General features: G+C 30.3%; 17 protein-coding genes. 16 read left to right on the top strand and 1 reads right to left on the bottom strand.

Annotation, left to right across the window (positions count from 1 at the left end; genetic code table 11):
• Positions 1-8 precede the first annotated feature (8 nt).
• From GQF29_RS02105 to GQF29_RS02035, 14 genes are all read left to right on the top strand, one after another.
• Complete coding sequence (locus GQF29_RS02105) at positions 9-1,841, top strand: phage tail family protein (protein ID WP_008788444.1); 1,833 nt, start codon at positions 9-11, stop codon at positions 1,839-1,841.
• Positions 1,834-2,199: a hypothetical protein gene (locus GQF29_RS02100; RefSeq protein ID WP_008788445.1), complete on the top strand. Its 366-nt coding sequence runs from the start codon at positions 1,834-1,836 to the stop codon at positions 2,197-2,199. Before GQF29_RS02105 ends, GQF29_RS02100 begins: the two co-directional genes overlap by 8 nt.
• A gap of 4 nt (positions 2,200-2,203) precedes the next feature.
• On the top strand, positions 2,204-4,651 hold the full coding sequence (locus tag GQF29_RS02095; RefSeq protein WP_160340718.1) for a hypothetical protein: 2,448 nt from the start codon (positions 2,204-2,206) through the stop codon (positions 4,649-4,651).
• 9 nt (positions 4,652-4,660) lie between these two features.
• Positions 4,661-5,005, top strand: coding sequence for a hypothetical protein (locus GQF29_RS02090; protein WP_054689728.1), 345 nt, complete (start codon positions 4,661-4,663; stop codon positions 5,003-5,005).
• A 2-nt stretch (positions 5,006-5,007) separates the two neighbouring features.
• Positions 5,008-6,177 (top strand): hypothetical protein, encoded by a 1,170-nt coding sequence (locus tag GQF29_RS02085; RefSeq protein ID WP_336603410.1) that lies wholly within the window; start codon positions 5,008-5,010, stop codon positions 6,175-6,177.
• Between the two features lie 14 nt (positions 6,178-6,191).
• Entirely contained in the window at positions 6,192-6,413 is a 222-nt protein-coding gene (locus tag GQF29_RS02080) for a hypothetical protein (RefSeq protein WP_008788449.1), read from the top strand.
• Positions 6,414-6,940: 527 nt separating this feature from the next.
• A complete protein-coding gene (locus GQF29_RS02070; protein ID WP_017144177.1) occupies positions 6,941-7,252 on the top strand; it encodes a hypothetical protein in 312 nt (103 codons plus the stop codon).
• Between the two features lie 35 nt (positions 7,253-7,287).
• Positions 7,288-7,674, top strand: coding sequence for a hypothetical protein (locus GQF29_RS02065; RefSeq protein WP_008788452.1), 387 nt, complete (start codon positions 7,288-7,290; stop codon positions 7,672-7,674).
• A 54-nt stretch (positions 7,675-7,728) separates the two neighbouring features.
• The gene (locus GQF29_RS02060; RefSeq protein WP_008788453.1) at positions 7,729-8,130 is read left to right on the top strand and encodes a phage holin family protein; all 402 of its coding nucleotides are present in this window, start codon (positions 7,729-7,731) and stop codon (positions 8,128-8,130) included.
• A 41-nt stretch (positions 8,131-8,171) separates the two neighbouring features.
• Entirely contained in the window at positions 8,172-8,918 is a 747-nt protein-coding gene (locus tag GQF29_RS02055; protein WP_160340717.1) for a hypothetical protein, read from the top strand.
• Positions 8,919-9,018: 100 nt separating this feature from the next.
• Positions 9,019-9,921, top strand: a complete 903-nt coding sequence (locus tag GQF29_RS02050; RefSeq protein WP_054325481.1) for a helix-turn-helix transcriptional regulator — start codon at positions 9,019-9,021, stop codon at positions 9,919-9,921.
• A 57-nt stretch (positions 9,922-9,978) separates the two neighbouring features.
• Positions 9,979-10,722, top strand: coding sequence for an N-acetyltransferase (locus GQF29_RS02045; RefSeq protein ID WP_160340716.1), 744 nt, complete (start codon positions 9,979-9,981; stop codon positions 10,720-10,722).
• The gene (locus GQF29_RS02040) at positions 10,715-11,356 is read left to right on the top strand and encodes a GyrI-like domain-containing protein (protein ID WP_008788457.1); all 642 of its coding nucleotides are present in this window, start codon (positions 10,715-10,717) and stop codon (positions 11,354-11,356) included. Before GQF29_RS02045 ends, GQF29_RS02040 begins: the two co-directional genes overlap by 8 nt.
• 451 nt (positions 11,357-11,807) lie before the next feature.
• A complete protein-coding gene (locus GQF29_RS02035; protein WP_054689717.1) occupies positions 11,808-12,752 on the top strand; it encodes an L-lactate dehydrogenase in 945 nt (314 codons plus the stop codon).
• A 23-nt stretch (positions 12,753-12,775) separates the two neighbouring features.
• Here the strand turns inward: GQF29_RS02035 and GQF29_RS02030 are convergent, their stop codons facing one another.
• Positions 12,776-12,964 carry a hypothetical protein gene (locus GQF29_RS02030; protein WP_054689714.1) on the bottom strand — a complete coding sequence of 63 codons (189 nt, stop codon included), beginning with the start codon at positions 12,962-12,964 and terminating at the stop codon, positions 12,776-12,778.
• Between the two features lie 127 nt (positions 12,965-13,091).
• Between GQF29_RS02030 and GQF29_RS02025 the strand changes: the two genes are divergently transcribed.
• The gene (locus GQF29_RS02025; protein ID WP_017144179.1) at positions 13,092-13,292 is read left to right on the top strand and encodes a helix-turn-helix domain-containing protein; all 201 of its coding nucleotides are present in this window, start codon (positions 13,092-13,094) and stop codon (positions 13,290-13,292) included.
• Between the two features lie 120 nt (positions 13,293-13,412).
• Positions 13,413-16,622 carry a DEAD/DEAH box helicase gene (locus GQF29_RS02020; protein WP_160340715.1) on the top strand — a complete coding sequence of 1,070 codons (3,210 nt, stop codon included), beginning with the start codon at positions 13,413-13,415 and terminating at the stop codon, positions 16,620-16,622.
• Positions 16,623-16,759: the final 137 nt, after the last annotated feature.

Genomic DNA, 16,759 nt, shown 5'->3' with positions numbered 1-16,759 from the left:
TGATTGCTTTGGCAAATGAAATTATGATAATAGATGTAGAAGTGAAAGAAAAAGAATCAAAAGTTAAATTTGAAAATTTATTAAAGATGGCTGATAAATGTGCAAAGAACATTCAAAAAGTTTTTACGACAATTGGTCCAACTATAAACAGTAGTATTTCCCATACAGTTTCAGGAATTTCTGCTGTTTTGATAGGTACAAAAAATGTGTTGGTTTCATTATCAAAATCAGTATTAGGTTACTTAGGGGCTAATCAGGATATAATAGGGCTTATAAATAATATTAAAAATGTGATTGGAGATATGAGTTCACCTATAGAAAATATTTTAAATAATGGAATTAAAAAGTGTGTTGATTCAGCCAATCAGTTGGTCAACTCTTTTGTGAATGCTGGAGTTGCACAAGGAGCTTGGGCGAGTGCTGGTCAGGTGATGAGCGAAACAATGACAAAAGCATTTGATCAAATCAACAGCTTAATTCAAGTGGTAGGACAAAGTTTTCTTAATATATGGAAAAATGGTACTGGAGAACAAACGTTCAATCTGATTCTAGGAATCCTAGCAGCTATAAGCGATATTGTCAATGTCCTCATTAGCGGTTTCCAAACTGCTTGGGAATCTGCTAGTGTTGGAGAAGCTATTATCCAGAATATTTGGAATCTATTTAATAATGTCTTAAGTATAATAACAACTCTTTTAAACTTTATTGGTCAACTTGTTTCCATGATTGATTGGACACCAATTCTAGCAGGTGTTGAGATCATTTCTCAAGCCTTGGCAGATATTACAAGCATTTTTGATGAAGGATTACAAGGAATTATAGAGTGTTTATTAAATGGTGATTTTAGTGGAGCAGGACAAGTTTTGTCAGATACTTTTCAAAATGTCATTAATTATATTATTGAATTTATTGGATCTATCGATTGGGTACAGCTTGGATTAGATGTTGCTCAGATGATAAGTGATGGGATTGGCGCAATTATAGAATTTATTATGGGAATTGATTGGTTGTCTGTACTCACATCTGTTGGCCAATTATGTATTGAAGGATTAATGGCAGGTCTGCAATTTTTAGGAACTGTTGTTTTAGATTTGTTTGGAAAGATGGTTGATACGGTTTTTGAGTTTTTAGGAATTAATGGGGCGTCGTCTAAGTTTTTTGAAATAGGTTTATCAATATTAACTGGAATAAAAGAAGGTCTAACTGGAGTAGCAGAATGGTTTGGTGAATTGTTTACAAATGCTTATAATAAGGTCAAGGAAGCATTTTCTTCTGTATCAACATTTTTTACTGGGATGTGGGAAAATATTAAAAGTACATTTGGTAATGTTGTTAGCTGGTTTAAAGAACGTTTTTCTGAAGCATGGACGGCTGTTAAGAATGTTTTTTCAAGTGGTGGAAAAATATTTGATGGTATTAAAGATGGTATCTTAAATGGTCTTAAAACTGTTATTAATGGAATTATTGGAGGTATTAATAAGGTCATTAAGGTTCCTTTTGATGGTATTAATTATGCATTGAGACAAATTAGAAACGTAGATATACTTGGTTTTCAACCCTTTAGTTGGATTGGAACAATTAGTGTTCCTCAAATTCCGAAATTAGCACATGGTGGTATTGTTAATCGTCCAACTTTGGCAATGATTGGAGAAGCAGGTAGAGAAGCTGTTTTACCTTTACAAAATAATACCCAGTGGATGAAAGAACTTGCTGATATGATCAGTTTGAATCGTCAAAACAATAATGAAGAATCAACAATTAATCTTTATATAGATGGAGAAAAATTATACCAGTGGTTTATCAAAAAGCAAAGAAAAGAAAGGATTGTTCTTAATGGCTAAACAAGTATTAATTATTGAAGGATGGGAAGTCCCACACCTTATTAAATATGCAGTGAGTTATAACAAAGTTTGGGCAGATGATACTGGGCAAGATATGAGTGGTGAAAAAAAAGGAACTTTAATAGGATTATTTCCAAAATTGAATGTAGAAGTAGGTTCATTTCAAGCAGATGAGATGGCACTTTTTCTTTCTCAAGCAAATAAAGCAAAATTAAAAATTGAATGGCATGATGCAGAAAATCAAGTTATGAGAAGCGGTGAATATTCGCTGGATGATGTTACAATTGATTTGAAGAATGTTGAAAGAATGGTTTATAATCCGTTTTCATTTCAATTGACACCTATCAAAAAGAGGTGACAATATGTTTAAACAAAAGATAGATGAATATGGAAAAATGATTTCTATTCAAATACAATATGATGATATTATGATAGAACGTCATAATGTTATTTCGTGCACAAAGACTTTCAAAGGCGATATGTTTAAGTCTATTATGCAATATATTGATATTGAATTAGAGGGATTTCATAATGTAAAAGATAAAGAAGTTGTGGTTTCTTTTGGAGTGAAGCTAGAAGAAGATGAGAAATTTGAATATATATCATGGGGAACTTTTATCGTTGATAATGAAAGTATAGAGAAAGTTATTGAAACTCATTCTACTCGTTTTACTGCTTATGATAACTTGTATAAATCTCATATTAAATATGATTTGAATTTAGTCTATCCTATGACAGTTAAAGAATTTTTGATAAAGATATGTGAGAAATTAAATTATCATCTTGTAACATATGATTTTATCAATGCTGATAAAATGATTTACGAGGAAAAATACATTGATGAATATGAAGTAACATATCGTGATATCTTAGATGAAATTGCAGGTGTTGCAGGTGGTGGTATTTTATTAAATGGAGATGACTTATCTATTGTTTATCCTAGGACAACTGATTATGTGTTGGATGAGCATAATTTAAAGAGTTTAAATATATGTGATCAATTTGGTCCTATAAATACATTAGTATTATCAGATGATTATCAAGATGATACTTTTTATAAGGAAGATATATTATCAGTTGCTGAAAATGGCAGGACGGAAGTTAGAATTTCTCAAAATCAAATGATGCAAAAGAATAGAGAAGAGTTTATTGATGATTTATTTAATCAAATCAACGGTCTTGAATTCTATCCTTTTGAATTAGAAAGTTTTGGTTTTTGTTATCTTCAACCTTATGATCTTATCGTTATCAAAGACCGATTAGGGCAAGAACACAAATGTCTCATTTTGAATGATGTCATAAGTGTCACAACAGGTTTAAAAGAAACGATAAGTTGTTCTTTACCTGAATCAAATGTTACTGATTATTCTAAAGCGAGTAAGGAAAAGAAAAAGCTTTATCAAACAATTTTAACAGTTGATAAGCAAAAACAAGTTATTGAAAGTGTTGTTAAACAAAGTGAAGAAAGTATAGAACTTGTTAATGATTTTAAAATTTCACTTGATGGTATTGAAAGTCAAGTCGAAAAAGTCTCAAATGCTATTTATAAATTTGAAACGGGTCATCATAATATATTTGAGAATTGTAATCAATTTCTTTATAAAGATATAACTTCTACTGATATTGAATATAAAGATGATATGATTTTAGGAATTAATAAGGATTATATGCAAGGCAAGGATATATGTATTTCTGTAGATATTTGTGTTATTGGTGGAAGAGTTGGAGAACTTGGCAATTATATTGGAGCCGAGTTTGAAATAGGCTATGCAGACAGTACAAAAAAATTGTATAGCACAAGATGGTATCTGGGGCAGTACAGTTTACAATATCTTCTTCAAACAAGTACAATTGACCATGAAGAACGTATATGGGCGCATTTCAAGATTGAAGATAAAGAAATTGTTTCAGTTTCAAACTTGAAAATAATGATTGCTTTAAATGCACAAAAAGCAGTTATAGCTAATCCAAAAGTTGAGTTTGGAACATATCCAAGTGGGTTTGAATTTGATGTAACTTATGTAAGAGATAACGTCGAAACAATCCAAAAAGATTATACTGAAATGAAACAGGAAGTAGGAAGTTTATCTCTTCAAGCTGTTTCGCTGGAAGAACAAATAACAACGATTCAAGGTGATGTCTCGTCAGTAGAAACAAGATTACAAAGTACTGAATTCAAATTAACACCAACCGAAATTACTGCGATGGTTAATGAAAAGATTGGAACTGATGGTGAATTAACATCAATGAAAGTGACAATTAATAAGGATGGTCTTGATGTTAAGAATGGAGCAATTTCCATTACAAACAACAATGGAGTAAAAGTATTATATGCAGATACTTATGGAAATTTGATTGGTAATCAAATTACAATTAATAACTTGAAAACAAGTTCGGGATTGATAGGGAAATTTATAATTGATGATAAAGGATTATCTTATAAAGAAAACTTAAATATTGATCAAAAACCATGTACATTCCAATTGGATATTCATCCTAATGCTCAAGATAGTTTTATGAATTGGAGTCTTAAAACAAATGATCAAAGTGCTGATGAATTTACTGGTTCTTTAACATATTCAGGCATGAATTGTCGTTCTATAAATAGTATGTTTTTTACATCTGCAATGGCAGATATTGGTGATTGTTCAATATCAGAACTAGCAGCCTCATATATCAATATAGAACAAAATTTAAGAGTTCTGGGGACAACAAATTTAAATGAATGTAATATAACTGGACAATGCTATGTTCGAAACAGCAAAGGACAATCAGTATCTATGAAAAGAATTGCCGATTTAGTCGGCTGAGGAGGATGTATGGAATTTAAAAATATAGAAATTATAAATATTGCTAATGCATTAACAAATATCTACAATTGCTCTAAGACAGCAAAACAAAGATTTTATATTGCCAATGTTGCAGATGATTTTCTACACAAAAGCAGTATGTTAAAAATAGAAATTAACAAAATAATCGAAGATGAAGGAAACGTTGAAGATGGCAAAAAGAAATTAGAAATAACAAACGAACATTATGTTGATTTAATGGATGGTGTTACAAAGATTGAATTTGATAAAGTTCCTTTATCATTGTTGAATGATATTGATGTACAAATAAACGATATGATTGCAATAAAAAAAATAATCAAGGAAGGTGATTGATTGTGAATCCTGAAATAGCACGTATTACATTTAAAGATAAAAAAGATTATCAAGTCCCAAATGCAGATGAAGAATTTCTTATTCGTGCTAAAGATATGAATGAAATAAAAAATACTTTTAATGACAGTGCACAAGCTATACAGAACGCTCTTAGACAAGTTGCAGCAGCCTATGGATATCTAGGAGATTATAAGATAGAAAATGGTTTATTCTATTTTAAAAAGGCTGATGGAGCATGGGGAGAAGGAATCAACCTCAATGTGTCAGTTGAAGAGTTTGAAAGCGTTGTGAGACGTGTAACGAGTTTAGAAACAAACGGTGTTGCAGTTGGAGATACATTGCCACATGGTTCTATTGTTTATGTCGAAGGTGATGAAAAAGATATTCCAACTGGATATCAAAAGCTCGATATAGTTCCCCAGCCATCTAAGCAATTGTTAATCAATAATGGTTTTCAGGTTAATCAAAGAGGTCAGACTGCATATAGTGGAGAAATGAAGAAATGCTTTGATGGCTGGTTTTTAATAAGAGGATATGTAACAAATGTCGCTTATGCCACTTATCCAAAACCTGAAAATGGGATATTGATGGTCTATAACACCGAATATGAAAACAATCAGTTATGGCAATTTCTTGATGGAGAACTAGATTATGAAAAATATTATACATTATCCTATATGGTAGATGGAGTTCATTATAGTTTTACATTTAAGCCAACGCCAACTGGATATCAAGAAAATGTCCACGATAAATTTAGGATTTATACTGCATTAGAAAGTTCTAGACAGAAAAGAGCTGTTTGTATTGATCTGTTTAAAGGAAAAGCTATTAATCTGGAATATATAGACCTATTCGAAGGAAAGATTGCGTATCAACATCGAAAAGATTATGCAACAGCATTGATTGAGTGTCAAATGGTCGCTAGAGAAATAGAGATTAATCAATCTGGGTACGTTGCTGGATCAACACCAGTAAAAGGAACGATAAATTTTTGCATAGAGATGAATGTGATACCTACTTTTGTAATTATTAGTGCTGGAACAAGGCAAAATGTAGCTAGTGTCAGTATAGAAGTAAATAGTAAAAGACTTATTTATACAATAACAACATCCGCAGCTGGGTATTTTACATTAGATGGATATAAACTTATTCTAAGCTGTGAAACAGCATAGAAAGGAGGAAACTTATGGGATTTTATGTACAGAAAGTATCACAGACTGCACCAGTATCCAATGTATCTGTAGATGATTTGGAAATAGGAAAAGATGAAGATGTTATAAATATTAAAGGAACAAAAGTTCTCTTAAACAGTATTGGTTTCTACTGCGGTGAAAGAAATGGATGTATTTTAATAGGGAATTATCAGGAATGGTTGGAGGCTGGAAAGCCAGTTATGCCAACAGAATAGGAGGAAAAGGCAATGTTTAAAGAATTCAAATTTACTCTCCGAAAACTCGGGGGGTACAAATCCCCATTATTACAAGAAAGGAGGACGCTATCGCTTAGGGGTAGCAACTCCAAAAAGAGAAGAGGTGGATGCATGTAGCATTCACTGTGATAAGTTATGTTAGCCCTATTGACAGAAGGCAGTTTTGAAAGTGGAAGAAACGACTATGGAGCATATATAAAGTTTCCAGATGGAACATTAATTATGTGTGGATCTGTAAAAATCAACGTAACTGAAAACAACACTTATTCAGGGTCTGCAACCGTAAAATATCCAATGTCGCCATCGATAATTCATTATATTGGAGTTACAAACATTTACACTTATTCTCCTGCCAACATATGGTCGACCGCTTCTCGGGAATTATCTGGATGCAAGTTTTATTTTAACAATCGAGTTGGCTTAAACACTGGTCAGTCTGCTGATGCAAATTGGTTTTTAATAGGACGCTGGAAATAACTTATCACAAATGCTATTAAGCAAAACATATGCTAAAAATGCAAAAATACGAAGATACGAAATGGATAACAATTTCGAGTGGAATTTATTATAGAATTATAAATGGAATATTATATATAAGGTTTGTATATGTTAATTTTTCTTTCGATTCATTAAACAAATGGAAGACTGTAGGGTTCTTACCATTTGAAATAGATTCACAGTTTGATTATCAGATAAATAATAACTATACATACAATAATATTGTTGATATAAGAGTTATGAGCAGTGGTGAAATGGTTGCTGCTTCTGCAACAAGCACAACAGTTCAATTGGCTGGTATGGTTATAATTCCACTATAATAGCAATTCTTTTCTTTTAGATAGCAATATAAAAAATGTATATTGTACCAACAAGTGAAAGTTTTAAATGGGAAAAATACAATCTGATCAATCCAGATACCGTAAAATTTGTAACATATAATGGAACTGTATATTACAATAAATATTTAGGGCTTATGCAAATAACATTAGCTCTACAGGATAATAGTCATCACGGTGCCGATTATTATATTATTGGAAAATTTCCAGAGCAACTTAAACATTTAATCAAAAAAACAGTACGATTAAACGATGGGATATGTACATCCATCAATGGAGCAGCAACAGCAATGTATCTGGAAATTATGGAAAACGGGGATTTGCGAGCAGTCACAGCTGTAGGTAATCCAGAAGGGTATAGATATAGATACAACTGTGTATTTAATGTTGATATGTTTGATTAGTTCTCATGCACTCATAGAGTGCTTTTTATATATAAAAAATTGAAGGTGAGGAAAATGAAGAAAATGGAAAAAGTTTTCAATAGCATTGTAGCAGTCATTGCTACATTTTTTACTTATTTGTTTGGAGGATGGGATATAGCTTTAATTGTACTTGTTGCCTTTATGGTTCTTGACTATGCAACTGGCATGATGTGGGCTTATATACAAAAAACTTTAAATTCACAAATCGGATTCAGAGGTTTGATAAAAAAGTGCATGATTTTGGTTGTTCTTATTATTGCAGTTTTACTAGACAGAATGATTAATTCAGGAACTGCTGTATTTCGAACTTTAGTTTGTTATTTCTACATAGCAAATGAAGGAATCTCTTTATTAGAAAATGTTTCTCATTTGGGATTACCTATTCCAGATAAACTTAAAAATGCATTACAGCAATTAAATGAAGTTGAAAAATAAGATGCGATGTATGACTAATCTTAATTAAGGAGGAAAATATTATGGTAAAAATGAAAGTACAAGATTTTATTACAAAAGCTATACAAGTTGAGAAAGTTCCTACATTGTATGGATGGGGTAAGTTTATGAATAGTTATAATGGGAATTATTTACTTTGTGATTGTTCAGGATTAATTAAAGGAATTTTATGGGGATATCCTGAGAAAGGGAAATATGCTTCCAATCAGGTTCTAGATATCAACGCAAATACAATGATTAAGCAATGTTCAAAGGTTTCTACAAACTTTCATAAATTACCTTTAGGAGCACTAGTTTGGATGGAAGGACATATTGGAATTCATATAGGAAATGGTGTATGTGTTGAATCTAGTCCTATTTGGGAAGATGGTATCCAGTGCACATTTATTAAGGGAAGTGGGTATTCTAATACCAGAAAACTTAAAGAGCGTAAATGGACAAAACAAGGCTTATTTGATAAATATATTGATTATTCCCAAAATCCAGTTCAATCTCATAAATCAATTTTTGAAATTGCAAAAGAAATTATTGCTGGACTATGGGGAAATGGTCAAGAACGTAAGCAAAAACTTGAAAAAGCAGGTTATAACTATCATGATGTTCAATCAGAAGTCAATAAATTAATATCTAATCCCAAAACAACAACAGAACTTGCAAAAGAGGTTATAGCTGGAAAATGGGGAAATGGAACAGAACGTAGAAATAAACTGATTAAAGCTGGATATGATTATGATGCAATTCAGGCAAAAGTAAATGAAATTTTAAAATAATAAAGAATAGTAAGATTTAATTGTTCAAAAGAATGATTAAGTCTTTTTTATTTTCAATTCTCATTTTATTTTGTTATGATAATAAAGAGAAGGTGAAATCATGGCAAAAGGAAGATTATTTGAAATATTATATTATTTAATTGATAAAAAAGAAACAACTGCAAATGAATTAGCAGAGTATTTTGAAGTTTCTGTACGTACAATATATCGTGATTTAGATCGCCTACTGGTTGCTGGAATTCCTATTATTACAAAACAAGGGAGTAAAGGAGGCGTTTCATTAGATAAATCCTATGTTTTAGATAAAACATTATTAGACAATCATGAACAAGAACAAATCTTATTGGCTTTACAAAGTCTATCTTCTTTACAACTAGATGAATATAGTGATTTATTTCAACGTATGAAAAATATCTTTCAAAAAGAGAGTCATGATTGGATAGAGGTGGATTTTACATCATGGCATCAAAATAAAGAAATGAATGATAAATTCAATCTTTTGAAAACAGTGATTTTTAAACATCAAATTATATCTTTTGAATATATCAATGCACATGGTGATAAGAGTTATAGAACAGTTTTTCCTATTAAAATATTCTTTAAAGCCAATGCGTGGTATTTACAGGCATATCAGTCAGATAAAGATGTTTATAGAACTTATAAGTTGTCACGAATGAATGAAATTTGTTTACATGAAGATTATTTTGACTTACACAAACTGACTAACATTCCTCAAGTTTTAGAATACCATGAAGATGTTAAAAAAATAGATGTTATTCTTAAATTTCAAAAGTATCTAGGTAGTTTTGTCTATGATGAATTCCCATATCATGATATAACAGAAGATAACAATGGTTATTTGGTAAAAACAAGTGTACCTAATCATCAATGGCTTTTATCTTTTCTATTATCTTTTGGCAAAGGTATAGAGATTATTGAACCTTTAGAATTAAAACAAGAATATGTGAAAGAAATACAAGATATTCTTAATATTTATAACTAACCTGACATATGTTGTCAGGTTAGTTATGTTATGATGGAAGCAGAAAGAAGGTATAGTATGGAAATGATTACACTAACACCAGAAAATATTAAAAAGGAACATATTTGTTGTGCCATTGCAAGTGAGAAAGATCCACAAGTTCATTCTAAAAAAACTTGGTTAAAAGAACAGATGAATAATGGTTTAATCTTTACGAAAATGAATGTGAGAGGAAAATGTTTTATTGAGTATTTACCACTAGAATATGCATGGGTTCCTATTCAAGGTGAAAATCTTATGTATATTGATTGTCTTTGGGTTGCGGGTAAATTTCAGGGACAAGGTTATGCTTTACAGTTGTTAAACAGTTGTAAGCAGAAAAGTATAGAATTAGGTAAGAAAGGGTTAGTTATCCTTTCTTCACAAAAGAAATTGTCTTATCTTATGGATTATCATTTCTTAGTGAAACATGGATTTAAGAGTGTTGGAACATGGAATGGTATTTATGAATTGATGTTCTGTTCGTTAAGTGATGATGCGAAAGAACCAATATTTGCAGTACCGGAAATGGTTGATGATGGTTTGGTTCTTTATTATACTCATCAATGTCCATTTTGTGTTAAATATGTTCAAATGCTTAAAGACTATTGCAAAGAACAAGATATTCCACTTCAATTAAAACATATAGAAACTCTTGAACAGGCGCAAAACGCTCCTACCCCATTAACAACTTACAGCCTGTTCTTTAATAAAAAATTTATGACAAGAGAAGTTCAATCAATAAAAAGATTTGAAAAGACTTGGAGTGAACTTCATGGTTAAATTAGATTATAAAAAAGAATATAAAGATTTATATATGCCTAAGGGCATACCTACATTTATTGATGTTCCACCAATAGCTTATGTGATGGTGGAGGGAAAAGGAAATCCAAATACATCAAAAGAATATCAAGCAGCAGTTGGTATACTTTATGCAATTTCATATGCAATAAAAATGAGTAAAATGGGAAAGAATCAGCCAGTTGGTTATTTTGATTATGTTGTTCCACCATTAGAAGGCTTATGGTGGGGAGATGATGAATATTTTGATGGTAAACGTATTGTTGATAAAGATAAGTTTTATTGGAAGTCAATGATTCGCTTACCTGAATTTGTTACACCTGAATATTTTGAACAAGTCAAAAAAGAAGTTGCTATTAAAAAACCAGAAATTGATGTTAGTTTGGCTCAGTATTTTGTATATGAAGAAGGACAATGTGTTCAAATCATGCATAAAGGTTCATATGATGATGAACCTGAAAGTGTGGCGAAAATGAATCAATATATGAAAGAGCACAATTATATATGTGATATCAATAATCATCGTTATCATCATGAAATCTATTTGAGTGATCCTAGGCGCTGCAAACCAGAAAATTTAAAAACAGTCATTAGACATCCAGTGAGAAAAAAATAAACTGGATGTTTTCTCTATTAATTTTAATGATAGAACTCATCATCACTGAAATATTCATAATGATATACAGGATATGATTTCTTTTGATTGGTTAACTTTATGAGAAAAATTGAAGGGAAAAATACATACAAGAGTGATGAAATATTGTGCTATTAAAAATATGACATTTTGTTATTCTCTCAATCTGAATGTCCATTATGGGAGTATGATGGGAACTTTGATGGTTTGTCTTGAAAGATATTGTTATAGTAAAAAAAGAATTTAAAAATTTTATTATTTTTTTCTTCTAGATTGACGATTATAGATGAAATACATCTTTTCCAATCAATTCTAGACAGTGATGAAAGAATAAGAATAATCATTGCAAAGAGAAGTCAAAAAATAAAAATGCATATGATTTGAAAGATTTCTATATCTTATTATACTGTTAAGAAAAAGGAGGTATGTTGCAATGGTCAATATGCAAAAAGTAGCAGTCATTGGTTGTGGGTTTGTTGGTGCAACGTCAGCTTTTAGTTTAATACAAAGTGGATTATTTTCTGAAATGGTTTTGATAGATGCAAATCATGAAAAAGCTGTTGGTGAAGCTATGGATTTAAGCCATGGAAGTGCTTATTCAACACCAGTTAAGATATATGCTGGAAATTATGATGATATTGTTGATGCAGGGTTAATTGTCATTACAGCAGGTGCGAATCAAAAACCAAATGAGACAAGATTAGATTTGGTGAAGAAAAATGTTTCAATATTTAAAAGTATTATTCCAGAAATTAAGGAAAGAAATTGTGAAGGAATTTTATTAATTGTTTCTAATCCAGTAGATATTCTCACATATGTAACATTAAAGTTATCTGGATTTCCAGCAAATCGTGTGATCGGATCTGGAACTGTTCTTGATACTGCTAGATTGAAACATGTATTAGGTGAGCATCTTCAAGTAGACAGTCGTAATATTCATGCTTATGTTATTGGTGAGCATGGAGACAGTGAATTAGCAGTTTGGTCAGGTGCACAAGTTGCAGGAATTCATATTAATCATTTTTGTGAATTACGAGGCCATTTTCAGCATCAGGAAGCTATGAATAGGCTTTATCAGGAAGTACGTGATAGTGCTTATCATATTATTGAAAGAAAAGGTGCAACATATTATGGTGTTGCTGTAGCAGTGAAACGAATTGCTGAAGCAATTGTTAAAAATGAACATGCTGTGTTGCCTATTTCAAGTTTGATGCAAGGTGAATTTGGTTTAAGTGATCTTTGTTTAAGTATTCCAACCGTTGTTGGGAACAAGGGAGTTGAAATGGTTGTTGATATTTATTTGGATAACGAGGAAAAGCAAAAACTCTTAGAGAGTGCCCATGCATTAAAACAGGTTTTAAAAAGTTTAGATATTTAAAAAGGAGTTTATTAAACTCCTTTTTATTGTGGATAAATATGCTGATCAATTTTAAAATATAAGGATTGTAAATCTCTTTTTAGAATTTCTAATGGACCAATCATATCAGATTTATCCAAAGTTGTACAAGCAACAGACATCATATCTATCATATCAATAGCTTGTGATAAGTGCTGTAAGGTTTCATCTAATAATGTCTTTTCTTTTTCCATTTTGTATACCTCGCTTTTTGATATAGTATACCTAACTCTTATCATTATTATAATATATTGCCGAATATTCGGCAATATTATTGTGAAGAATATCACTTTATAATAAGAAAAGAGAGGAGTGGTTTTCATGATTACTTTTGAACCATTTTTTGAAACTTTAGAGAAAAAGGGCATATCACAATACCAATTAATTAATGATTATGATGTTAGTAGAGGAACGTTAGATGCATTGCGTAAAAATAAAAGTGTGACTTTAAATACTATCGTGGATTTATGTATGATATTAGATTGTGAAATTCAAGATATTGTCAGAGTTATAAGGGATTAGTACAGCCATAAGGGCTGTTTTTTTCTACATTTTTTTTCGAAAATATAAAAAACAAAATAAACCGACTCTACAATGTAAAATATTTATGATATAATAAAATAATTGATTGGAGGGGACAAAATGCATATTCAAGATAAAGAAATTAGAAGGGTGATTCATGATGAAAAAGAATATCGTTATGGGAGATTTATAGATATTCAATCTCAATTAGAAAGAATGACAATTTCTTTAGATGAGGATAATGGCTGTTATCGTATTAATGCAAGAATGAATGATCATAATGAACGTATTATTATATCGATGAAAATTTCACACGATGGAGAAATTATTCAAAGTTCATGTTCATGTCAGACGCATAATCATTGTCGGCATATGGCTGCGATTTTATTTTATTTAAGAAAATTAACAATATCATCTTTTCCATATTTTTATGAACAAAATGGTGAGGATAATAAAGTATTAAAGTTAAAACAGATAGAGCAACAAAGACAAGAACGTATTTTATCAAAGAAACAGCATGATTCATTAGATTTAATACAATTATATAAAGATCAACTGTTAAGAGAATCATTGATTCCACTATCATCTCAGCAGTATCAATTAAAGATTTTTGTTCAAAGGAGAAAAGAAAAACTAATTATTGCATTAAAAGTTGTTAATGAAAATCAAAGTTTTGTAGTTAAAAACATTGAAACTTTTTTAAATGCAATTGTTCATCATGAGAGTATTAAATATGGCAAAACATTTGAATTTATCCATAGTGAAAGTGCTTTTGATGATAATTCATTAGAAATATTAAATTTTATAAAAGAATGCTTTTTAAAGAATCAATTCTTACAAAAAGGTTTAATGAAAGCACTGATTGTCAGTGATGAACATATTGATGCTTTTTATGATCTTATGAGTTCACTTCCTTCATCATATTGTGATATAGGTTTTGATAAAAGAGAATATCGTATTCCAATAGAAATATCTTCAAAAGAAGAAAGTTATATACTAGATTTAAAAGATTATCAGGAATTTAATCAGGTGATGATGACATCAAAGTATATGTATACATTAGAAGATGATATAATGTATAAATATGATTTTCACGAACCGGAGAAATTAATAGCATTTTTACGTAAATTATTAGAAAGTCGGGGAGGACTTTATATTTCAAAAGAGATGCTAACTGATTTTTATAAATACATATTGGTTGATTTATTAGATGATATTGATTTAGATACACATCTATTTGATGAATATCGTCAAGAGAATATGATTAATTTATATGGTGATATGAGTAAGGATGATCAGATCTGTATTCAGTTAGAATATATTTATGATGATGGCATCATGTACGGATTTGATGAGGATAATCAACATAAATCAAAGGAAGCTGATTTAATTGAAAACTATCTAAAGCCATATATAGAAGATATTGATGATCATGTTATTTATTTACAGTATGACCATGAGTTTGCATATCAATTTATGAAAGAAAGTCTGCCATATCTTTCAACTTATTGTCAGGTATATGTGACTGATGCTTTAAAAGGTTTTTCAACGAGTCAGGACATGCACATTCAAGTAGGGGTGAATATGAGTCATGGCTTGCTATCAATCCATATTGACAGTGTTGATGTAGATAAAAATGAATTGATAGATATTTTAAAAGCATATAAGAAAAAACGTAAGTTTTATAAATTAAAAAATGGAAAAATTGTTTCTTTAGAAAATAAAGAGTTTAAGGAATTGGATGAATTGACAACATCCTTGCAACTTAAATCACAAGATATTGTGAATGGAAATATAGAAGTTCCAACATATCGTTTATTTGAATTAGATCAAATGATGAATCATGAATCAGTTATTGATTATACAAGAGGAGAAGAATTTGATCAGTGGATGAAGCGATTGGAGACATCATCTCAAGATTATCAGGTGCCTACACCTTATCAAAATATATTGAGAGAGTATCAGGTTGAAGGATATCAATGGCTACGTTTAATGGAACATTATGGTTTTGGTGGTATTTTGGCAGATGATATGGGATTGGGAAAAACACTGCAAATGATTGTTTATCTTGAAAGCATGAAAGATCAAGATACTCATTTGGTGATTACACCAGCAAGTTTACTCTTGAATTGGCAGGATGAAATTGAAAAGTTTTCTGCTTCATTACGTGTTTTGTGTATATATGGACAAAAGGCACATCGTGATGAATTGATTGAAAAGCTTGATCAATATGACGTTGTTATTACTTCATATGATTATTTAAGAAGAGATATTGATATGTATGAAAATAAAAATCTACATACTATTGTTCTTGATGAAGCACAATATATCAAAAATCCTAAAACACGCAATGCGATATGTGTCAAAAGATTAAAAGCAAAACAGCGTTTTGCTTTAACAGGAACGCCTATTGAAAATTCATTAGCAGAGTTATGGTCTATTTTTGATTTCTTAATGCCATATTATCTATATCATTATGCTTATTTCTTAGAGAATTTTGAAAAACCTATTGTGAAAGAACATGATGAGGATAAACAGTTAAAACTTAAAGAGATGATTTCACCATTTGTTTTAAGAAGAAATAAAAAAGATGTTTTAACTGAATTACCTGATAAAATTGAACAAACATTATATTTACGATTTAATGAAGAAGAAGAAAAGTTGTATTTAGGGAACCTTGTTCAAGTTAATAAATCTTTACAGGAAAAATTAGATATTCATCAATTAGGAAGAATTGATATTTTAGCAATGTTAACAAGATTAAGGCAACTCTGTCAAGATTCACGTTTATTGTATGAAACAGTTGAAGAACCATCTTCTAAACTCAAAGGATGTATGGAACTTATTCATTCTTTAAAAGAGAATCATAAGAAGATTTTATTGTTTTCATCATTTACAAGTGTCTTGCATTTGATCGAAGAACAGTGTCATAAAGAACATATTTCATATTATTTATTAGATGGAAGTATCTCTAAAGAGAAAAGAAAGAAAATGGTTGATGCTTTTCAAAAAGATGAAACAACTTTATTCTTGATATCTTTAAAGGCAGGTGGAGCTGGTTTGAATTTAACAAGTGCTCAGGCAGTTATCCATTTTGATCCATGGTGGAATATGTCAGCCAAAAATCAAGCAACTGATCGAGCTCATCGGATTGGTCAAAAAGAAGCTGTTCAAGTCTTTTCACTCATTATGAAGAATAGTATTGAAGAAAAGATTATGGATTTGCAAAATCAAAAGAAGAATCTTGCTGATACTTTTGTGGAAGGAAATGAAGGTATGATTTCTACAATGAGTATTGATGATATGAAAGCATTGTTTGAAATATCATAATATATATAAATGAAGAATTGAGAGGACAAAAAGTCTTATCAATTCTTTTTTATTATAATGAATAGTTGAAAGGAATGACGTCTAGAAGAGGAGGAGAAACAAATAAGTTTTTATCAGATAAAATATATTTTTATATT

It is taken from the genome of Coprobacillus cateniformis, from assembly GCF_009767585.1.
Classification (GTDB): Bacteria; Bacillota_I; Bacilli_A; order Erysipelotrichales; family Coprobacillaceae; genus Coprobacillus; species Coprobacillus cateniformis.
Note: the sequence above shows the minus strand (reverse complement) of the source record. Positions and strands in the feature narration are given on the sequence as shown.